An 18,456-nucleotide genomic window follows, 5' to 3' on the forward strand; every position below is an offset into this window, starting at 1 on the left:
CAACCGTCTTGCGCACGCGGGGTCCGTGGGTTGGGCTAGAGCGATGAGATCACTCAATCCAGACCCGGGCAACCCTTGGCCGCATGACATGACGCTGACCGTGGACGAGCGGCCTCATGCACTGGTCGAGTTGCTGTGGCTGAGGGAAGCGCACCATCTGGAACCTCAAGGCGCGAATCTGCCACCGCTGTTGTCCGATACCCCCGACGACGCATCCATCGCATCAGATGCTGCAACGCGAGCCGACTGGGAGCGTCTCTGGCCGCAGGTGTGGCATAATGCCCTGGACCACGTGGGGCGCGAAACCGACCCGCGGCTGTTCGATCGCGTCCAGGAGACCATCGACGGATCGCCCGAACGTGCCGCACTCTTGAGGGAGATCGTGGGACCGGACGTCCGGGACTATTTCGGTCACGATACCTTCGCCGACGCGTCTTACCGCAAGTGGGAGCAGAAGGGCATGGACGAGTTCATCTCTTCTCGGCCACGCGCCCTGGAAGAAAGCCCTGAGCGGCGCGACCTCGATGCGCTGATCCCCGCCTGGCGCGCAGGGCTGACGCGAATTGTCACGATCCCGTGCCGTGAAGTGCACACTCACAAGATCGGGCCAAACACGCTGCTCGTCACGGAGCGCACCCGAGCCGACAGCGAAAGCTTCCGACACGCGCTGGCCGCCTTTTTCTGACGGCCGCCACGGGGCATACGCATGTCTCGAGTGCCGGGGGCGTAGCGCAAGGCAAGAGATACGAGACAGATCGTGATCCGAGGCAACCGCGCGCATGTGGCCACTGCCCGGCAGATCTCGTCGGACGGAGGATTCAGATGATGCGAAGTGCTGCTCCGCGACCGACCACATGAGCTAGCCGCTTCTTCGTGCGTTGGGGACCGACCTGCGCGCGCCGCGCGAGTAGCGTTCGGCCGACCGGTCGCTTAGCGTCGAGGGAGGTACCGGGTCTGCTTGGAACCCCGGCGCCCTCTGATCAAGGGAGATCCATGAGCTTTGGGCGCGCCGCCGGTTCATCTACGTCGACCGCAACGACGACGGGTCGGGCACCCTCGAGCGGTACCGGAAGAAGTCGTTCGACTGGTATCGCGAGGTCATCCGCACGAAACGGGGCGGCACTGACCGAGGATGCGGCGGCGACGGCGACGGCGGATCTGACACGCTGAAATGGTGACATCGCGCCGCATCGCCTTCCTCGACGTCGACGGCACCCTCGTCGATCACCATCAACAATTGGCTGAGTCGGCGATCGCGGCGGTCCGCGGCGCCCGCGCAGCCGGGCACCTCGTCTATGTGTGCACGGGGCGCGGGCGTCGCGAGATCCCCGACAGCGTGCTGCGGATCGGCTTCGACGGCGCCATCACCGCGGGCGGCGGCTTCGTCGAGCAGGGCGACGAGCTTGTCGCGAGCTACACCATGCCCGAAGCGGATGTCGCGGAGGTGCGGTCGTTCTTGGAGGCGGCCGACATCGAGTTCATCCTGCAGGGGTATGACGACATCTGGGCGAGCCCGGGTCTGCTCGCCCGCGTGCGGCCGCTCTTCGAGGGCGACATCGCGGCCGGTCGCGACGCCGCCGCGACCGCCGACATGGCGAAGCTCGCCGAGCGGATGGCGCCCCGCCCCCGCCCGGCGGGCGAGCCGGTTGCCAAGGCGACCTTTTTCGGCAGCGACCCGGGCGCGTTCGCGCGGGTGCGCGACGGACTCGGTGAGAGGTTCCACGTCATCACCGGCACGATCCCCTATCTCGGCGAGTCGGGCGGCGAGGTGAGCCTCGCGGGCATGACCAAGGGTGCGGCGATCGTCGAGCACGTCGGCCGCGTGGGGCTCACCCTCGCCGACGCGATCGGCATCGGCGACAGCGTCAACGACCTCGAGATGCTGCAGGTCTGCGGGCTCGGCATCGCGATGGGCAACGCGCCCGACCGGGTGAAGGAGGTCGCCGACGAGGTCACCTCGGGCGTCGACGCCGACGGCGTCTGGAACGCATTCGTGCGTCACGGCCTCGTCACCGCCTGATCGCCCTCGGCGCGTCATCCGCGCCCTCGCCCGCGCGTGCCGCCCGCGGCGAGCCGCCGCACGTTCGCTCCCCACGCGCGCCGACCCGTCGACGGATGCCGCCTGCTCGCGCGGCGGACCGCATCCACTGACGGGTCGCGACGCACGACGCAGCAGTTTCTGACGGGTCGTGGCCCGCGACGCTCGCGGGAGCCGCGTCAAGCCCGGGCGGCGCGACAGCGAGCCCGGGCTACCGTGAGAACGTGAGCGACCTGACGATCCGCGACATCCTTCCCACCGACGCCGGCGAGGTGCTGACCCTGCAGCGGGCGGCTTTCGTGTCGGAGGCGTTGATCTACGGCAGCGTCGAGATGCCCCCCTTCACCCAGACGCTGGCGGAGGTCGAGCACGAGCTGGCCGAGAATCTCGGCTGCGTCGCGCTCCTCGGCCCCCGCATGGTCGGCGCCGCGCGGGCGCGGGTCGATGACCGGCTCCTGCTGATCGGCCGCATTTCCATCGCCCCCGATGTGCAGGGCGAGGGGGTGGGCTCACGGCTCCTCGACGCGCTCGAGGAGCGCGGCCGCGACGCCGGCGCGACCGAGGCCGAGTTGTTCACCGGCTCGCTCAGCGAGGCGAACCTCCGCCTGTACGAGCGGCAGGGCTACCGCGAGTCCCAGCGGGTCCCCGGCGACGGCAGCGAACAGGTGTTCCTGCGCAAACCCCTCCGCTGACGCTCAGTCGAGGAAGATGTCGGGGAACAGCTCCGAGTCGGGGGTGCCCGGCACCGCCGCGTACCGCGAGAAGTCGGTGACGCCGGCGGCTTCGAGTACGTCCTCGACGATGAGCGTCTGTCCCGTGTACTCGCGGGATGGCTTCGTCAGCACCTCGTACGCCGCGTCGGCGTAGATCTCCGGGGTGCGGCTGGCCCGCATCATCCGCTCTCCCCCGAGGGCGAACTGCACGGCGGCCGTGGCGATGGTCGTGCGCGGCCAGAGGGTGTTCGCGGCGATCCCCGCCTCGGCGAACTCCGCGGCGAAGCCGAGGGTCGCCATGGTCATGCCGTACTTCGCCAGCGTGTACCCGGTGTGCGCGCCCAGCCAGCGGGGACTGAGGTTCAGGGGCGGCGAGAGCGACAGGATGTGGGGGTTCGCCGCCTCGCGAAGGATCGGCGCCGCTGCCCGCGAGAGCATGAAGGTGCCCCGGACGTTGACGTCCTGCATGAGGTCGTACTTCTTCGCCGCGAGGTCGAGGGAGGGCGACAGGTCGATGACGCTGGCGTTGTTGATGACGATGTCGATGCCGTCGAACTCGCCCTGGGTCTTCAGCACCGCCTCGGTGATGTCGTCGTCGTTGCGCACGTCGCCGACGATCGGGAGGGCCCGTCCGCCGGCTTCTTCGATCGCGACCGCCGCCGTGTGCACGGTGCCTTCGAGCTTCGGGTGCGGGGTGTCGGTCTTGGCGAGCAGGGCGATGTTCGCGCCGTCGCGGGCGGCGCGCAGCGCGATCGCGAGGCCGATCCCGCGGCTGCCGCCCGAGATCAGGATGGTCTTTCCGGCGAGGGTCATCGGGTCTCCTCCGAGCGGGATCGTGAGCGGGATGCCGCGGCGAACGCCGCGACGCGGGTGCGCGCCTCCTCGGTGCCGAACCGGGCGCCGATCGTGGCGGCCTCGTCGTCGAGGTTGACCTCGAACGGGCGATCAGCGCCGTGGCGCACCAGGCGCTTGGCCTGCCCGAACGCCGCGGTGGCGCCGCCGATCCAGGTGCGCGCGATCGCCTCGGCACGGGCCGCGAGATCGGGGGCCGGAACGATCTCGGCGATGAGGCCCCACTCGAGCGCCTCCTCGGCGGTGAGCGTGCGGTCCTGCAGAAGCAGCTGCAGGGCGCGGCGCTGGCCGATCGCGGCGGGCAGCAGGGTCGTCACGCCGAGGTCGGGGGTGAGGCCGATGTTGGCATAGCGGCTGACGAAGCGCGTGGCATCGGTGGCGACGATGTAGTCGGCGGTGAGCATCAGTCCGAGCCCCCCGCCGGCCACGGCGCCCTGCACGGCGGCGACGATCGGCGTGTCCGACAGGGCGAGGGTGCGGATGCCGTCGTGGATGACGTGGGCGCTGGCGGTGACGTCGTCGCCAGTCGCCCCACTGGTCGACATCGCCACCACGTCGCCGCCGGCGCAGAAGGCCGGGCCCGCGGCATCCAGGATCACCGCGGTGATCCCCGGGTCATCGGCCACCCGGTGGGCGATCTCGCGCCAGCGCTCGGCCATCGCGAAGTCCATCGCGTTCAGCCGCGCCGGCCGGTTGAACCTCATGCGCGCGAGGCCGTCGTCCGAGACGGCGAAGAGGATGCTGTCCTCGGCGGCGGTGCTGTCCTGGGGGGCGGTCATCGCGGGGCCATCCGGATCGCGCCGTCGAGGCGGATCGTTTCGCCGTTGAGGTAGCCGTTCTCGACGATCTGCTGCACGAGGGAGGCGTACTCGTCGGGCCTGCCGAGCCGAGCCGGGTAGGGCACCTGCTCACCGAGGGAGTCCTGCGCCGCCTGCGGCAAGCCCTTGAGCATCGGGGTCTCCATGATGCCGGGGGCGATCGTGACCACCCGGATGGCGTGACGGGCCAGCTCACGGGCGATCGGGAGGGTCATCGCGTGCACCCCGCCCTTGCTCGCCGAATACGCCGGCTGGCCGATCTGGCCGTCGAATGCCGCGACGCTGGCGGTGTTGACGATGACCCCCCGGTCACCCGAGGCGGTGGGCTCGGTGCGGGCCATGGCGGCTGAACCCTGCGCGATGACGTTGTAGGTGCCGATGAGGTTCACCCGGACGAGCCGCTCGAAATCGGCGAGCGGGGTGGGCCGGCCGTCGCGGTCGAGCACCTTGGCCGGTGGGGCGATCCCTGCGCAGTTGACCACGATCCGCAGGGGCCCGATGCTCGCCGCGGTCGCGACGGCGGCGGCGATCTGCTCCGGGTCGGTCACGTCGGCCGGGGCGAAAGCGCCGCCCAAGCGGGCCGCGACCTCGGCACCGGGCGAGGAGGGCAGGTCGACGATGGTCACGACCGCGCCCGCTCGTGCCAGGCGCTCCGCGGTGGCGAGGCCGAGGCCGCTCGCGCCGCCGGTCACGAGGGCTGCTGCGCCCGAGATCTCCATGCCGTTCTCCTTCGAACCGTCCAGCTGGTCAGCGATACGGCGTGTCAGTTCGAGTGAAACTGAGTGTCACCGCCGTATCGCTGACACCAGGCTAACGGGTTCGAGGAGCGGTCACGAGCCGCGCGACTCGTCCTTGGCGGCGATGACCGGCTCGCCCTCGATGCGGTCGCGGTCCTTCGCCTCGCGGTCGTTGCGCGTCTTCATCAGGCTCGCGATGGTGGCCACGGTGATGGTGGCCGCGATGAACAGCAGCGAGAGCCAGATGGGGATCTCGGGCACCCACAGCAGCGGCTCGCCGCCGTTGATGAAGGGCAGCTCGTTGACGTGCAGGGCGTGGAACACCAGCTTCACGCCGATGAAGGCGAGGATGACCGCGAGTCCCTGTGCCAGGTAGACGAGGCGCTCGAGCAGGCCACCGATGAGGAAGTACAGCTGACGCAGGCCCATCAGCGCGAACGCGTTGGCGACGAAGACGATGTACGCCTGCTCGGTCAGGCCGTAGATCGCGGGAATGGAGTCGACGGCGAAGATGAGGTCGACGAAGCCGATCGCGACGATCACGAGCAGCATCGGGGTGACGAAGCGGCGGCCGTCCTTCTTCACGGTGAGCTTGTCGCCGTTGTACTCGTCGCTCACCGGGAGGTGGCGGCGCACGAACGTCATGAACTTGCCGTTGGCGGGATCGGACTCGCCGTGCGAGAACGCCTGGCGGTAGGCGAGGAACAGCAGCAGCGCTCCGAAGATGTAGAAGATCCAGGAGAAGTTCTCGATGAGGGCCGCACCCACGGCGATGAACGCGCCGCGCATGATGAGCGCGATCACGATGCCGATCATCAGCACCTTCTGCTGGTAGATCTTCGGCACCGCGAAACCGGTCATCACGATGAGGAAGACGAAGAGGTTGTCAATCGACAGCGCCTTCTCGGTGAGGTACCCGGCGTAGTACTCGCCGCCGAAGTCCCAGCCCCACACGACGCCGATGACGATGCCGAAGAGGAGGGCCAGGCCGATGTAGAACGCCGACCAGCGGGCCGACTCGCCGATGCTCGGCTCATGGGGCTTTCGCACATGAGCGAAGAACTCGAAGACGAAGAAGGCGACGGTGACCGCGATCGTGATGATCCAGATCAGGGGGGAAACGTCCACGAAGGGGCTCCAAGGGGATTGGGTGGGTAGGCGTCGTACCGCCCAAGGTCTCCTCCGCCCAGAAGGGTCGGCGGCCCGGAACGCTGCATCGGATTCGTATTGACGGGCACGCCGCAAACGGGAGTACTCCCCTTGTTGCGGCTACCAGGGTACCAAAGCTCCGCGGGCCTAGGGTGGCTTGCATGTCGATTCCGACGGACGGGGTGGTCGTGCCCGCGCGGGTGCGGGCCCTCGCCGCAGGCGACGCCCTCGTACCCGTGTGGCGGAATGGGATCGGCGGCCTCACCTTCCGTGCGACGGGGCCCGGTGGCATCCGGTATCTGAAGTGGGGTCCGAGAAACGACGAGACCACCGTCGAGGGGGAAGCCGAGCGGCTGGCGTGGGCGGGCCGCTTCGTCACGGTGCCTCGGGTGATCGCCGCAGGCGGCGACGACGTCGAGGAGTGGCTCGTCACGTCGGCGCTCCCCGGCGAGAGCGCCGTCGCGCCGCGATGGATCGCCGGCGCCGCGACGGCGGTGACGGCGATCGGGGTGGGACTCCGATCGCTGCATGATCGGCTGCCCGTGGCGGAGTGTCCGTTCTCGTGGCGGATCGCCGATCGCTTCGAGAGGGCGGCGCGGCGCGGCATCCGGCTGCCCGAGGGATTGCGGAACGCGCCTTCGGAAGATGACCTCGCGGTCTGCCACGGCGATGCGTGCGCCCCGAACACGGTGCTCGCCGACGATGGGAGCGTGTCGGGGCATGTGGATCTCGGCGCGCTCGGCGTCGCCGATCGCTGGGCGGATCTCGCGGTCGCCGCGATGAGCCTGGAGTGGAACTATGGGCCAGGATGGACCCGGACGCTGCTCGCCGCCTATGGGATCGACGCGGACGTGCAGCGGATGACGTACTACCGAGAGCTGTGGAACGCGACATGACTGAAACCCCGCAGGTGACCGGAACGGTCGAGACCATCGACGGCGAGCGCCACCTGGTGCTGCGGCGCACGTTCCGCGCTCCGGCGAAGAAGGTGTGGCGCGATCTCACCGACGCCGACCGGCTGGAGCGGTGGATCGGCACGTGGGAGGGCGACCCCGCCGACGGACACGTGATGTTCCGCATGACGGCCGAGGGTGAGAACGTCCCGGCCGAGACATTCACGATCCGCGAGTGCGACAAGCCCCGGCGGCTCGTCGCCGACACCGCTGTCGGCGAGGGGACCTGGCACCTGTGGTTCGAGCTGAAGGAGGACGAGGGCGAAACCGTGCTCTCGTTCGGTCAGCGGCTCGGCGCCGGCGAGGACGTCGGGTCGATCGGCCCCGGCTGGGAGTACTACCTCGACCGGCTCGTCGCGGCGCGCGAGGGGCGTGACGTGGCGGAGGTCGACTGGAGCGCGTACTACCCGGCGCTGCGCGAGGAGTACCTGAGGGTCGACGCGGGCTGAGCGCGGGGCGCGTGGCGCGGGGGCAGCGGTCGCGCGGCGGCGCGGCGGAGCGGTGCCGCGGCGGAGCGATGCCGCGTGCAGTGGCCCGCAGATAAGTGGCGCATATGGTCGCCGTGCGACGCTCAACCCGACAATCTGCGCCACCTCGATCCGCGACGCCTCAAGGAAGTGGCGCATATGGTCGCCGTGCGACGCTCAACCCGACAATTTGCGCCACCTCGATCCGCGACGCCTCAAGGAAGTGGCGCATATGGTCGCCTTGGCCCGCCCAACCCGACAATTTGCGCCACCTCGATCCGCGACGCCCCAAGGAAGTGGCGCCTATGGTCACCTTGGCCGCTCAACCCGACAATCTGCGCCACCTCGATGAGCCGGCGCCACGGCGTTGCCGCGCAGGGACGCGCCTCGGCTCCGGGCGACCCGATCCGCAGCGCGCCAATAACACGGCCCTCAGCCCGGCCCGAGGATGAGGTTCCACGTGCCGGCGACGACCGCCGCGCCGACGGCGGTCGCGCCGATCGCCGCGCCGACGGCGAGCAGCGCCCACTCGCGGCGCCCGAACGTCGATTCCCGGGCCCAGGTGCGGCGGCCGGGCGCGCCGAATCCGCGCGCCTCCATCGCGGTGGCGAGGGTCGCCCCGCGGCGGAGCGACAGCACGAGCAGGGCGAACGCCATGCCGAGGAAGCGCCGCACCCGCCCGCGGTCGGCGACTCCGCGCGCGCGGCGCGCGAGCTCGAGCGCACGCCAATCGTCGAGGAAGAGCCCCACCATGCGCAGCCCCGCCAGCGCCCCGAGCACGAAGCGCGACGGGAGCCGCAGCACCTGACCGAGCCCGTCGGCGAGGTCGGTGGGGTCGACGGTGACGAACAGCACGACCGACGGCAGCGCGATGGCGAGCACGCGCAGCATCGTCGAGAACGCCAGTTCGAGCGACCCCTCGCTGACGCGCACGACGAAGAACTCCAGCAGCACCCTCCCCGACGTCTCGCCGTACAGCGCGATCGTCAAGGCCGTGAGAGGCGCGGCGAGCCACACCGGCCACGTGCGACGCCAGAACTCCCGCCAGCCGAGCCCCGCGAACGGGAAGAGCGCGAACTCCAGCAGCAGCGCCACCCCTGCCGACACCGGGTCGAGGGTCAGGACGAGCGGCACGGTCAGCAGGGCCGCGGCCCCGAGCTTCGCGACGGGGCTGATCGCCGCGACCGGGCCGGTGCGCGCACGGGTGCGCTCAAGCGTCATCCGCCCGCTCCCATCGCCAGCTCCCGGGCACCGAGGGCCCGCACCACCTCGCGGTCGTGGGTGATCGCCACGATCGCCGTCCCCGCATCGCGCAGCTCTGCGAGGAGAGCGACGAGCTCGCTCCACGTGCGCGCGTCCTGCCCGAAGGTGGGTTCGTCGAGGATCAGCACCCGCGGCCGGGTCGCGATCGCCGCCGCCACCGTCAGCCGACGCTTCTCGCCGCCCGAGAGCGTGTACGGGTTCGCCGCCGCGAGGTGATCGAGCCGCAGCCGCCGCAGCAGCTCGTCGACGCGGGCTTCGACATCGGGCGCGGCCATGCCGAGCGCACGCGGCCCGACGGCGAGCTCGTCACGCACAGTGCGGGTGAGGAGCTGGTGCTCGGGCTCCTGGAACACCGTCCCGATCCGGGTGAGAAGTGCCCGCGAACTCCACCGGATGGGCGTCGTGCCCGCGCCGCCGGCGAGCGTCTCGGTCGCCGAGAGAGAACCGGATGCCGCGGGCACCAGTCCCGCCAGGGTCAGCCCCAGCGTGGATTTGCCGACCCCATTGGGCCCCGTGATCGCCAGCACCTCGCGCTCGCGGACCACCGCACGGCGGACACGGGCGACCGGCGTGTCGCGCACGCGCGCGACTTCGAGGTCGTCCGCCTCGAGGAGCACGTCGCCGGGCGGGAGGGGCGCCGGTGCCGGATGCCGCGGCGGACGCCCGGGCACCCAGACACCCTGCGCGGCGAGAGCCTCCCCGTCTCGCCGGAGCACCTCATCGGGCGCACCGTCGGCCACGATCCCCCCGCCGGCGCTCCCGCCCCCGCCCCCGAGGACGACGACCCGGTCGACGACCGGCAGCCATGCGTCGACCCGGTGCTCGACGACCACCAGCGTCATCGCTGTCTCGGCCGCCACGCGCGCCACCGCGTCGCGCACCTCGACCACGCCCGCGGGGTCGAGATTGGCGGTCGGTTCGTCCAGAAGCAGGATGCCGGGGCGCATCGCCAGCGCTCCGGCGAGCGCCAATCGCTGCTTCTGCCCGCCCGAGAGCGCCTTGGTCGGGTGGTCGAGCGGCACCTCCAGGCCGACGGCGTCGAGGGCCGTCCGCACCCGCGGCCAGATCTCGGCGCGGGGCACGCCGAGGTTCTCGCAGCCGAAGGCGACGTCGTCGCCGACGCGGGCGAGGATGACCTGCGCGTCGGGGTCTTGGAGAACGAGGCCGGCCCTCCCTCGGGCCTCGGCCGCCGGCATCCCGTCGATGAAGAGGTCGCCGGCGCGCTCGCCGTCCTCCCCCTCGCCGAGGACGCCGGCGAACCCGTGGAGGAGGGTCGACTTGCCCGAGCCCGACGCACCGAGCAGGAGCACGCGCTCCCCGGGGTCGATGCGCAGCGACACGTCGGTGACCGCCCACGCCCGGCGCGAGGCGTGTCGCCATCCCCAGCCCCGCGCCTCGAGCGCGCCCGGACGTGTTCCGGTCGAGTCCACCGGTTTAGACGCGCGCGCGCGCCTCGCGCCCGATCGCGAAGCGGTCGAGAGCGCCGGTCGCGGCAAGGCCCCGCGCGAGAACCCATGACAGCGCCCCGGCGATGAGCGCCCCTGAGACGAGGGTGCTGGCGAGGTACACCGTGATGAACAGGCCCCCCGAGCCGGGGTACCAGAGGATGAGGTTGTTGATGCCGCCCGCGAGCGCGGCGCCCATGCCCGCCAGCACCGCGACGGGGAGGCTCCAGCGCTTGTAGAAGAAGATCAGGAGGATCAGCTCGGCGCCCAGGCCCTGGACGAGTCCGGCCTCGATCGTGAGGAACCCGCCCCACGTGTTGCCGACGAGGGCCGAGACCACGGCGGCGAGCGTCTCGGTGTACAGCGCCGCGCCGGGCTTGCGGATGATGAGGGCTCCGAGCACGCCGGCGAACAGCCACGGCCCGTCGAGGAGGCCCTGCAGACCCGGCAGGAGCGGGCTCAGGAAGTTGCTCGGCCCGAGGTAGGCGATGTTCCACAGCAGGAACACCAGACCCGCGGCCACGCCGAGGACGCTGGCAATAACGATGTCGATGACGCGCCACCGGAAGCGGTGAGCGCCCCCGGTGCCGGTGGTCGACGACGCGGACGTGGACGTATGCGTGTGCATCAGTACTCCCTTCCTGCGCTGGCATGACCCAGATCAGGTTCGACGGTCGGAGCGCGAATCGCTCCCTCTCAGCCCGGCTCGCCGGACTCCCGTGGTTTCGGCGATCATCATATCGCCGTCGGCGTTGTAGCGTAGGCGAATGGCGGAGGACGACCGGAGCCCCCTCACGCGTCGCGCATTGCGCCGGCACCAGGGGGAGACGGATGCTGCGGACTCGCCGTCTCACGCCGGAGTCCTGACCGCCCCCGAGGGCGACGCGGCGCCGTCGCCCACCAGATCGAGCCTGGCCGAACCGGCGATCGTCACCGCGTCGCGGCATCCCACCGCCCTCACCTGGGTCGACGAGTCTGCGATCCTCGCCCGCCCGCCCGGGTTCACCGACCTCTCCGGCGGGGGTGTGCCGTATGTGCCGGTGGGCGCCGATCTGCTCGCCGGCGCCGCGCGCCGCTCGATCCTCCGCCCCGGCGTCGTCATCCCGGCCGCGGTGATCCTCGGCCTCCTCGGCGGCTACGCCGCGACCACCGGGCTCTGGCCGCTGTACGCCGTGACCCCCGAGGTCGAGGCGGTGCAGGTGCTGCCGGCGGCAGCTCCCGCCGCGGCTCCGGTGTGGCCCGCCGAGGGGAGCGCCGCCGTCGCCGTCGAGGGGATCGGCGGACCGCTGGCCTCCAGCGCAGACCGCGACGCCATCGCGAGCATCACCAAAGTCGTCACCGCCCTCGTCGTGCTCGACGAGCTGCCGTTGGCCCCGGGCGAGCCGGGTCCGGAGTTCCGCTTCACCGGGCGCGACAGCGACGAGTACTGGGACTACCTCGCCGGCGGCGAATCCGCCCTCGACGTCCCCGTCGGGGGCACCCTGTCGATGTACCAGATGCTCGAAGGGATCCTGATCGGATCCGCGAACAACTACGCAGACCGCCTCGCGTCATACCTCTATCCCACCGACGCGGTCTTCGCCAACGCGGCGGCGAGCTGGCTCGACCGGCACGGCATCGACGGGATCACGATCGTCGAGCCCACCGGCATCGACGCGCGCAACAGCGCCAGCCCCGATGCGCTCATCCCGCTCGCCCAGCGCGCCCTGGCCAACCCCGTGGTCGCCGAGATCGTCGCCAAGCAGGCCGTCGAGATCCCCGGCGCGGGACTGGTGACCAACACCAACGGCCTCCTCGCCGACCCGGGCGTCGTCGGCATCAAGACCGGCACCCTCGACCGGTGGAGCCTGCTCTCGGCGAAGAACATCACGGTCGCCGAGACGCCGGTGACCCTCTACGCCGCCGTCCTCGGTCAGCCCGATGATGAGGCGCGCCTTGCAGCATCCCGCGCCCTCTACGCCCAGCTCGAGGCCGAGCTGCAGCCGACGGTCGCGGCGCCGGCGGGCACGACGGCCGGGTACGTCCGCACCGCCTGGGGCGAGGACGTCCCGATCGTGACGAGCGCGGATGCCGCGGTGATCGCGTGGAACGGCGGCACGGCGACCGTCGAGTCGACCTTCGACCTCGACGATCTCCGCGCCGAAGGCGACACGGTCGGCGCGCTCACCGCGACCGGGGCGCTCGATGACAGCGTCGTCGGGCTCGAGCTCGCGCAGGACGTGGAGGAGCCGTCGTTCTGGTGGCGGCTCACGCATCCGCTGGAGCTGTTCGGCCTGACCGGCTGAGCGCGGCGGGTCCGTCGGCCCGCCGGGGCGTCGGGGCTCAGACGAACTGCGCCGTGTGCTGGAGCCGGGTGCGGATCTCGAACAGCTCGGTGCCGCCGATGGCGCGGGCACCGGGCAGGCCGCGCCGGAGCACCGTGGCCAGGGCGCTGCGCGAGACGAGCGCCACGGGGACGCCCTTGACCTTGCCGAGCTCCTGGATCATCTCGGTGACGTCCTCGTCGGGGAGCACCACGATGGCCCCGGTGAACTTCACCCTCGCCGCGCGGGAGACCACCCGCATGCGCGCGAGCAGCCCCGCGACCGATCCCTCGGGGATCCCCTCGCCGACGATCTCGCCCCGGCGCACCCCGACCGGGCCGCCGAAGTCCTCCGAGAGGATGCCGAACAGTCCGCTGGGCCCCAGCACGATGTGATCGAGCTTGACGTCGGGGTCGCCGTCGCGACCCGAGGCGGCGACGTCATGCCACACGGTGTAGCCCATGCCGAGGTCGGCGACGGTGCGAGCGGTCTCCTCCTCGGCGAGGGCGTCGGCCAGCAGCCGGCGCAGGTGGTGCGGCGCGGAGCGGACGAGCGCGGGGTCGTAGGGGTCGTCGACGGTGACGCCTCGTCCGACCCATTCGCGGATGAGGGTGAGGTACCGCTCGCGACGCCACCCGCCGGGGTGCCCGTAGGAGCGGGCGCGCGGACGCGTGTCGGCGCGGGGCGCCGGCGGGCGCCATCCTGACCACTCCGGCGCCTGCTCGGCACCGAATCCGTGCCCGCGGTCGTACGCGGCGCGGGCTTCGGCGGTCCCGACGAGTTCCCACGCCCGCTGCACCTGAACGAACACCGCGGCATCGCCGCCGGTGTCGGGGTGGGTCTGGCGCAGCCGCAGCCGGTAGGCGCGGCGCAGGGTCTCGTCATCGGCGGTCGGGTCGACCTGCAGCACCTCGTAGGCCGAGGCGGACAACGGACTGTCGAACACCCTTTCAGGCTATGCGCTGCTGATCGAGACTCGGCTGAGAGCGCCGATCAGGTCGCCGATCGTGTGGTCGGCATTGGACGGATGCCGCAGGGGCCGCGTCCCGCGCACGGTGTAGTGATTGCGGCGCCCGCGGCGCTCGCGTTCGACGTAGCCCTCGGCGACGAGGTCGTTCAGGATCGTCACCGCCGAGCGCTCGGAGATCCCCACGATGCGGGCGATCTCGGCGAGAGTGACGTCGTTGTTGTCGGCGACGGCCACGAGGACGTGCGCGTGGTGGGTGAGGAACGTCCACGAGCCGCCGCTTGCCATCCTTCGATTGTGTCGCGCGCCGCCCGCCCCCGCCAACCCCGCCTCCCCGGCCCCCTCGCCCTGCGCCGCCTCCCCGCCTCCGCGCTCCCCTCCCTCCGCCTCCCCACCTCCGCGCCTCCCCGCTCCCCCGCCTCCCCGCGTCCCCGCCTCCCCCACCTCCGCGCCTCCCCGCTCCCCCGGCGAGAATTCATCTGGGCGCCGAGGATGCGGGTGGACCCCGCGTTCTCGGCGCGCAGATGCACTCTCGCGGGAAGGGAGCGGGAGGGAGGGGGGCGGGGGCGCGCCGCGCCGTCAGTCGGCGCAGGCGCCGGCCTGGAGATCGACGCGCGCGCCCCAGTGGTCGATCGGCACTCGCGCCGTGTCGGCGGCGGTCTGCACCTGCACACGGTCCAGCCAGAAGGGCCCGCCGTGGACGGTGAGGCAGGACGCCTCGGGCACGGCGACCTCATTCGTGACCCCCAGCAGCAGATCGCGCGAATCCGGCGCGACGGCGTAGGTGCCCCGCTCCGTGCCATCCGCTTCGAAGGCGACCACGGTGAGGTCGGAGTCCCCCGCGTTTCTCACGCTGCCGCATCCGAACGGATTGCCGCACCTGCTCTCCGGTCCGCTCACGAATGCGAGGGTCAGGAGGGCGAGGAGCCCGAGGGCCGGGAGGGCGATGAGGAGAGCCGCGCGGGGCCGGCGCGTTCGGGTGGTCTCGCTCATCGCCGGCTCCCGGCCAGGGCGCGACGCGAGCGGAAGACCGGCTCGAGTTCGGCCATCTCCTCCTCGGTCGCGAGACGGAAGGCTCCCGCCGACTCGACCTCGATCTCTCGGCGACCCTGTCCCCGGGTCGCGACGAGCGACGCGGTGATGGCGATCGCGATGATCGCGGCGACGACCGCGAGCGACACGAGGGTCGGGATCTTCACGACGTCGAGCAGGGCCATCTTCACGCCGACCCAGACCAGCACGAACGCGAGCCCGATCTTGAGGTAGCGGAAGCGGTGGATGAGGTCGGCGAGGAGGAAGTACATCGCCCGAAGCCCCAGGATCGCGAACGCGTTGGCGGTGAAGACGAGGAACGGCTCACTGGTGACGGCGAAGATCGCAGGGATCGAGTCGACGGCGAAGATGATGTCGGTCACCTCGACGAGCACGAGCACCGCCAGCAGCGGAGTCGCCAGCAGCACGCCGGCCTTGCGGACCAGGAAGCGCTGCCCGTGATACGCGTCGGTCATGGGCACGAAGCGGCGGAAGAGTTTCAGGGTCCGCGACTTCTCGGGGTGGACGTGCTCGTTGCGGGTGCGGATCATCTGGATGCCGGTGAGGATGAGGAACGCGGCGAAGACGTAGAGGATCCACGAGAAGTTCTCGATGAGCGCGGCGCCGGCGGCGATGAAGATCCCGCGGAAGACGAGGGCGCCGAGGACACCGAGGAAGAGCACGCGGTGCTGATACTCGCGGGGCACGGCGAACGCGGCGAAGATGATCGCCCAGACGAAGACGTTGTCGACGGCGAGGGATTTCTCGATCACGTAGCCGGCGAAGTACTGCTGGCCGAACTCCGCGCCCCACGAGTTCCAGACGACGATGCCGAACGTGATGCCCGAGAGCACCCAGACGACCGACCAGGCCGCGGCCTCGCGGACGCCGATGACGTGGGCTTTGCGGTGGGCGACGAGATCGACGGCGAGCATCGCGACGATGACGCCGAGGACGACGAACCACGCCCAGAGGGGGACGGACATGAGAGAACCTCCACGAGTGTCGTGAAGGTCTCATCGGCGTCCGTTGCCCGCGCACCGGGTCACATGGGTGACCGTACTGTCGATGCGTCGCGAGGATTACTCCCCTTCGGGGAATAGTGAAGCATAGTTCATGCTTTGGGCGCAAGCGGGTGCACCCGGACGACGCGCAGGGGTGGGTCGCCCTCAGTCGCCGGACGGCCCCGTCGCGGGCGGCGGCGGCACGTCGCCCCTCGACCCGCCGCGGCGCGCGCCGACTTCCTGCGCGAGGCGGAATCCGCCGGCGATCATCAGCGCCATGCCCGCGACGAAGAGCAGGATGCGGGTCCACAGCTCCGCGTCGGGGAAGAACAGGTTCGGAAGCGAGAAGGCGAACGTCGCGCCGACGAAGTACCACACCGCGATCTGGGTGGGCGATTCAGGATGGTTCGTGTCGGTCATCTCTCGAGGCTAGGTGTGCGTGTCGGCGGGTTCCTCCGCCGTTAGGCGGAGATTGCGCGCGGCCTCCGCTCAGCCCGCGGGGCGTCCCGTCAAGACCGACGCGAGCGTCGGGCGCCAGTGGCGCTGAACGTACTCCAGCGCCTCATCGACCGGCAGCGCACGGGTGGAGTTGCCCACGCGGATCCAGAGCTCCGTCGTCGCACCACCCCCACTTCCTGCGAGGAACACGGGCTTCGGCGACGGCGGACACTCCACCGCGCAGACGACGGGGCCGCCGGAGGGCACGCTGACGAACCGGATGCGCGGGAGCGCCGCGGCGTTCCGACCGAGCGTCGTGGAGAGCATGTCGCGAAGCCACAGCTCGAAGCGATCGTGGTCGGGCGTGCGGAGGGTCGCGAGGTCGCGATCGAGTCCCACCGCCTCACCGGCGTCGTTCGCGCCGATGACCAGGACGCCGCCTCGACTGTTGAGGAACGCCGCGATCGTCTTGGCGATCGCGAGCTCCATCCGCGCATCCTTCTTGCTCTCGCGCACGTTCCAGCGCGCCGTCTCCTTGAACTCCGAGCGCTCCGACTCCCCCGCGCGCAGCACCGCCGAGACATCGGTGTCGCCGACCCCGCGTTGCGTGAGGGCGACGATCGCCGCGACGAGGAACGACAGCCCGAGGCTCGTTCCGAAGGTGAGGAGGAGGGTGGTGGGCATCCAGAGCCGCTGACCGTAGAGGAACATTCCGGCCAGGAAGATCCCCACGCTGAATCCGAGCAGCGAGATTAGCGTCATCGCCGTGATGCTCAGCGACAGGCGGCGCCCGAAGATCGCCAGGATCAGGCGGGCGAGCAGATACGCGATGCCGACGGAGATCGGCAGCGCGACGGCGAAGTCGACCAGGAGGGGGCTCTGCGGCATCCGTCCCTCTCAGCGCAGCGCGCCCACGCTCGCCAGCGCGAGGCGGATGAGGGTTCCCCGGCCCCCCTCCATCTCGGCCGCGACGGCGTCTGACGACGCCTCGTCGGGCGAGAGCCAGGTGACTTCGAGGGCATCCTGACGCGGTTCGCAGGTGCCCGTGACCGGCACGACGAACGCCAGCGACACCGCGTGCTGCCGGTCGTCGTGGAACGCGCTGACGCCGGGGAGGGGGAAGTACTCGGCCACGGTGAAGGGCACGGGCTGCGGCGGCAGCAACGGGAAGGCCATCGGACCGAGGTCGTTCTCGAGGTGGCGGAACAGCGCGTCGCGCACCGTTTCGCCGTACCGCACCCGCCCCGACACGATCGAGCGGGTGATCTCGCCGACGGGGGTCGCCCGCAGCAGGATGCCGACCTGGATCACCTGCCCCATCCCGTCGGTGCGGACGGGAATGGCTTCGACGTAGAGCATCGGCAGCCGTCGGCGGGCCTCGGCCAGTTCGATGTCGCTGAGCCATCCGGGGTTGGCGGACGAACCCGTCGAGCCCCCGCCCAGCCCGTCGAGCGGATCGCGGCGGACGCCGCGGGCGTCGTCGTTCTCGCTCGGGTCGGGATCTGGGGTACGCACCGGCATAGGTCATGTATACCCCGAGGCGTCGCGATCGCCGAGGAGCGGGGGCCCGGGGGGCGGCCTGTCGGGAGCCTCTGGAAGGATGTCGGCATGTCCGACGAGCACGCTGCCGCCCTCGCCCTCGCCGACGACCTGGCCCTGTGGTCAGCGGAGCCCAGCGACCGAGAGGGGCGACCTCTGCTGGTGCTGCTGCACGGCTACGGCGCCGACGAGCGCGACCTGTTCGGACTCGTGCCCCACCTGCCGCCCGACTTCGTCGTCGCCGCGGTACGCGCGCCGCTGACTCCGCCGTGGCCCTCGCCCGGATACTCCTGGTACCCGATCGAAGGGCTCCAGGGGCGAGACCCGGCATCGGTCACCGTGGCCGCGCAGGCACTCCTGCGATGGCTGGATGCTGCGGCCGCACCGGCCACGAGCATCGGCCTGCTCGGGTTCTCCCAGGGTGCCGCGGTCGCGCTGCAGGCGCTGCGGCTCGATCACGAGCGCTTCGCATTCGCCGTGAACCTATCGGGGTACGTCGCACCCGGGACACTGCCCGGCGATGCGTCCCTCGCAGCGCGCCGGCCGCCCGTGTTCTGGGGCCGCGGGTCACGCGACGACGTCATCCCCGCGGCGCTGGTCGAGCACACCGCGCAGTGGCTCCCCGACCACGTCGACCTGAGTGGCCGGCTCTATCCGGGGCTCACGCACAGCGTGTCCGAGGAGGAGCTGCGGGACGTGCGGGTGTTCCTCGAGAAGCGTCTCGACCCGGCGACCTAG

General features: G+C 71.1%; 21 protein-coding genes and 1 riboswitch. Of the genes, 7 read left to right on the top strand and 14 right to left on the bottom strand.

All coding sequences use genetic code 11. From position 1 onward, the window contains the following. Nucleotides 1-88: 88 nt before the first annotated feature. The 3 genes from MA875_RS07770 to MA875_RS07780 all read left to right on the top strand — a co-directional run bounded on the left by MA875_RS07770 (nucleotide 89) and on the right by MA875_RS07780 (nucleotide 2,730). Entirely contained in the window at nucleotides 89-685 is a 597-nt protein-coding gene (locus MA875_RS07770) for a hypothetical protein (RefSeq protein ID WP_248241558.1), read from the top strand. Nucleotides 686-1,174: 489 nt separating this feature from the next. Continuing rightward, nucleotides 1,175-2,020, top strand: coding sequence for an HAD-IIB family hydrolase (locus MA875_RS07775; protein ID WP_248241559.1), 846 nt, complete (start codon nucleotides 1,175-1,177; stop codon nucleotides 2,018-2,020). Nucleotides 2,021-2,262: 242 nt separating this feature from the next. After that, nucleotides 2,263-2,730: a GNAT family N-acetyltransferase gene (locus tag MA875_RS07780; RefSeq protein WP_248241560.1), complete on the top strand. Its 468-nt coding sequence runs from the start codon at nucleotides 2,263-2,265 to the stop codon at nucleotides 2,728-2,730. Nucleotides 2,731-2,733: 3 nt separating this feature from the next. On the opposite strand, the gene MA875_RS07785 is transcribed toward MA875_RS07780, so the two are convergent. From MA875_RS07785 to MA875_RS07800, 4 genes are all read right to left on the bottom strand, one after another. Next, on the bottom strand, nucleotides 2,734-3,564 hold the full coding sequence (locus tag MA875_RS07785; protein WP_248241561.1) for an SDR family oxidoreductase: 831 nt from the start codon (nucleotides 3,562-3,564) through the stop codon (nucleotides 2,734-2,736). Beyond that, nucleotides 3,561-4,382, bottom strand: a complete 822-nt coding sequence (locus MA875_RS07790; RefSeq protein ID WP_282448804.1) for an enoyl-CoA hydratase/isomerase family protein — start codon at nucleotides 4,380-4,382, stop codon at nucleotides 3,561-3,563. Before MA875_RS07790 ends, MA875_RS07785 begins: the two co-directional genes overlap by 4 nt. Next, nucleotides 4,379-5,140, bottom strand: coding sequence for an SDR family NAD(P)-dependent oxidoreductase (locus MA875_RS07795; protein ID WP_248241562.1), 762 nt, complete (start codon nucleotides 5,138-5,140; stop codon nucleotides 4,379-4,381). Before MA875_RS07795 ends, MA875_RS07790 begins: the two co-directional genes overlap by 4 nt. Nucleotides 5,141-5,251: 111 nt before the next feature. Then, nucleotides 5,252-6,286 (bottom strand): TerC family protein, encoded by a 1,035-nt coding sequence (locus MA875_RS07800; protein ID WP_248241563.1) that lies wholly within the window; start codon nucleotides 6,284-6,286, stop codon nucleotides 5,252-5,254. A 182-nt stretch (nucleotides 6,287-6,468) separates the two neighbouring features. Here MA875_RS07800 and MA875_RS07805 point away from each other — a divergent pair, with 182 nt between their 5' ends. Together MA875_RS07805 and MA875_RS07810 are read left to right on the top strand one after the other, a co-directional pair. After that, a complete protein-coding gene (locus MA875_RS07805) occupies nucleotides 6,469-7,203 on the top strand; it encodes an aminoglycoside 3'-phosphotransferase (RefSeq protein ID WP_248241564.1) in 735 nt (244 codons plus the stop codon). Further along, nucleotides 7,200-7,709: an SRPBCC domain-containing protein gene (locus tag MA875_RS07810; protein WP_248241565.1), complete on the top strand. Its 510-nt coding sequence runs from the start codon at nucleotides 7,200-7,202 to the stop codon at nucleotides 7,707-7,709. The genes MA875_RS07805 and MA875_RS07810 overlap by 4 nt, the downstream gene beginning before the upstream one ends. A 450-nt stretch (nucleotides 7,710-8,159) precedes the next feature. On the opposite strand, the gene MA875_RS07815 is transcribed toward MA875_RS07810, so the two are convergent. The 3 genes from MA875_RS07815 to MA875_RS07825 form a co-directional block, all read right to left on the bottom strand. After that, the gene (locus MA875_RS07815; protein WP_248241566.1) at nucleotides 8,160-8,948 is read right to left on the bottom strand and encodes an energy-coupling factor transporter transmembrane component T family protein; all 789 of its coding nucleotides are present in this window, start codon (nucleotides 8,946-8,948) and stop codon (nucleotides 8,160-8,162) included. After that, on the bottom strand, nucleotides 8,945-10,420 hold the full coding sequence (locus MA875_RS07820; RefSeq protein WP_248241567.1) for an ABC transporter ATP-binding protein: 1,476 nt from the start codon (nucleotides 10,418-10,420) through the stop codon (nucleotides 8,945-8,947). The genes MA875_RS07815 and MA875_RS07820 overlap by 4 nt, the downstream gene beginning before the upstream one ends. A gap of 4 nt (nucleotides 10,421-10,424) precedes the next feature. Then, on the bottom strand, nucleotides 10,425-11,063 hold the full coding sequence (locus MA875_RS07825; protein WP_248241568.1) for an ECF transporter S component: 639 nt from the start codon (nucleotides 11,061-11,063) through the stop codon (nucleotides 10,425-10,427). Beyond that, a riboswitch (TPP riboswitch) is annotated at nucleotides 11,057-11,166 on the bottom strand. (Overlaps the previous gene by 7 nt.) A 36-nt stretch (nucleotides 11,167-11,202) precedes the next feature. Between MA875_RS07825 and MA875_RS07830 the strand changes: the two genes are divergently transcribed. Continuing rightward, entirely contained in the window at nucleotides 11,203-12,720 is a 1,518-nt protein-coding gene (locus MA875_RS07830; RefSeq protein ID WP_248241569.1) for a D-alanyl-D-alanine carboxypeptidase family protein, read from the top strand. A 37-nt stretch (nucleotides 12,721-12,757) separates the two neighbouring features. Here the strand turns inward: MA875_RS07830 and MA875_RS07835 are convergent, their stop codons facing one another. The 7 genes from MA875_RS07835 to MA875_RS07865 form a co-directional block, all read right to left on the bottom strand. Continuing rightward, on the bottom strand, nucleotides 12,758-13,684 hold the full coding sequence (locus tag MA875_RS07835) for a DnaJ domain-containing protein (RefSeq protein WP_248241570.1): 927 nt from the start codon (nucleotides 13,682-13,684) through the stop codon (nucleotides 12,758-12,760). A 9-nt stretch (nucleotides 13,685-13,693) separates the two neighbouring features. Next, entirely contained in the window at nucleotides 13,694-13,993 is a 300-nt protein-coding gene (locus tag MA875_RS07840; RefSeq protein ID WP_248241571.1) for a helix-turn-helix transcriptional regulator, read from the bottom strand. Nucleotides 13,994-14,284: 291 nt separating this feature from the next. Then, complete coding sequence (locus MA875_RS07845) at nucleotides 14,285-14,698, bottom strand: hypothetical protein (RefSeq protein WP_248241572.1); 414 nt, start codon at nucleotides 14,696-14,698, stop codon at nucleotides 14,285-14,287. Then, entirely contained in the window at nucleotides 14,695-15,723 is a 1,029-nt protein-coding gene (locus MA875_RS07850) for a TerC family protein (protein ID WP_248241573.1), read from the bottom strand. The genes MA875_RS07845 and MA875_RS07850 overlap by 4 nt, the downstream gene beginning before the upstream one ends. A 183-nt stretch (nucleotides 15,724-15,906) precedes the next feature. After that, nucleotides 15,907-16,161, bottom strand: a complete 255-nt coding sequence (locus MA875_RS07855; RefSeq protein WP_248241574.1) for a hypothetical protein — start codon at nucleotides 16,159-16,161, stop codon at nucleotides 15,907-15,909. Nucleotides 16,162-16,230: 69 nt separating this feature from the next. Beyond that, nucleotides 16,231-17,067, bottom strand: coding sequence for an AlbA family DNA-binding domain-containing protein (locus MA875_RS07860; protein WP_248241575.1), 837 nt, complete (start codon nucleotides 17,065-17,067; stop codon nucleotides 16,231-16,233). Nucleotides 17,068-17,076: 9 nt separating this feature from the next. Beyond that, nucleotides 17,077-17,700 (bottom strand): NUDIX hydrolase family protein, encoded by a 624-nt coding sequence (locus tag MA875_RS07865; protein ID WP_248241576.1) that lies wholly within the window; start codon nucleotides 17,698-17,700, stop codon nucleotides 17,077-17,079. 87 nt (nucleotides 17,701-17,787) lie between these two features. Here MA875_RS07865 and MA875_RS07870 point away from each other — a divergent pair, with 87 nt between their 5' ends. After that, a complete protein-coding gene (locus MA875_RS07870; RefSeq protein ID WP_248241577.1) occupies nucleotides 17,788-18,456 on the top strand; it encodes an alpha/beta hydrolase in 669 nt (222 codons plus the stop codon).

The sequence above is a fragment of the Microbacterium kunmingense genome (genome assembly GCF_023155745.1).
Lineage (GTDB): Bacteria > Actinomycetota > Actinomycetes > Actinomycetales > Microbacteriaceae > Microbacterium > Microbacterium kunmingense.

What these genes read in the sequence shown, in the direction of transcription:
- MA875_RS07825 (WP_248241568.1), bottom strand. Translation starts at nt 11,063, where the DNA reads ATGCACACGCATACGTCCACGTCCGCGTCGTCGACCACCGGCACCGGG.
- MA875_RS07770 (WP_248241558.1), top strand. Translation starts at nt 89, where the DNA reads ATGACGCTGACCGTGGACGAGCGGCCTCATGCACTGGTCGAGTTGCTG.
- MA875_RS07845 (WP_248241572.1), bottom strand. Translation starts at nt 14,698, where the DNA reads ATGAGCGAGACCACCCGAACGCGCCGGCCCCGCGCGGCTCTCCTCATC.
- MA875_RS07855 (WP_248241574.1), bottom strand. Translation starts at nt 16,161, where the DNA reads ATGACCGACACGAACCATCCTGAATCGCCCACCCAGATCGCGGTGTGG.
- MA875_RS07805 (WP_248241564.1), top strand. Translation starts at nt 6,469, where the DNA reads ATGTCGATTCCGACGGACGGGGTGGTCGTGCCCGCGCGGGTGCGGGCC.
- MA875_RS07810 (WP_248241565.1), top strand. Translation starts at nt 7,200, where the DNA reads ATGACTGAAACCCCGCAGGTGACCGGAACGGTCGAGACCATCGACGGC.
- MA875_RS07830 (WP_248241569.1), top strand. Translation starts at nt 11,203, where the DNA reads ATGGCGGAGGACGACCGGAGCCCCCTCACGCGTCGCGCATTGCGCCGG.
- MA875_RS07785 (WP_248241561.1), bottom strand. Translation starts at nt 3,564, where the DNA reads ATGACCCTCGCCGGAAAGACCATCCTGATCTCGGGCGGCAGCCGCGGG.
- MA875_RS07870 (WP_248241577.1), top strand. Translation starts at nt 17,788, where the DNA reads ATGTCCGACGAGCACGCTGCCGCCCTCGCCCTCGCCGACGACCTGGCC.
- MA875_RS07815 (WP_248241566.1), bottom strand. Translation starts at nt 8,948, where the DNA reads ATGACGCTTGAGCGCACCCGTGCGCGCACCGGCCCGGTCGCGGCGATC.
- MA875_RS07865 (WP_248241576.1), bottom strand. Translation starts at nt 17,700, where the DNA reads ATGCCGGTGCGTACCCCAGATCCCGACCCGAGCGAGAACGACGACGCC.
- MA875_RS07860 (WP_248241575.1), bottom strand. Translation starts at nt 17,067, where the DNA reads ATGCCGCAGAGCCCCCTCCTGGTCGACTTCGCCGTCGCGCTGCCGATC.
- MA875_RS07795 (WP_248241562.1), bottom strand. Translation starts at nt 5,140, where the DNA reads ATGGAGATCTCGGGCGCAGCAGCCCTCGTGACCGGCGGCGCGAGCGGC.
- MA875_RS07840 (WP_248241571.1), bottom strand. Translation starts at nt 13,993, where the DNA reads ATGGCAAGCGGCGGCTCGTGGACGTTCCTCACCCACCACGCGCACGTC.
- MA875_RS07790 (WP_282448804.1), bottom strand. Translation starts at nt 4,382, where the DNA reads ATGACCGCCCCCCAGGACAGCACCGCCGCCGAGGACAGCATCCTCTTC.
- MA875_RS07850 (WP_248241573.1), bottom strand. Translation starts at nt 15,723, where the DNA reads ATGTCCGTCCCCCTCTGGGCGTGGTTCGTCGTCCTCGGCGTCATCGTC.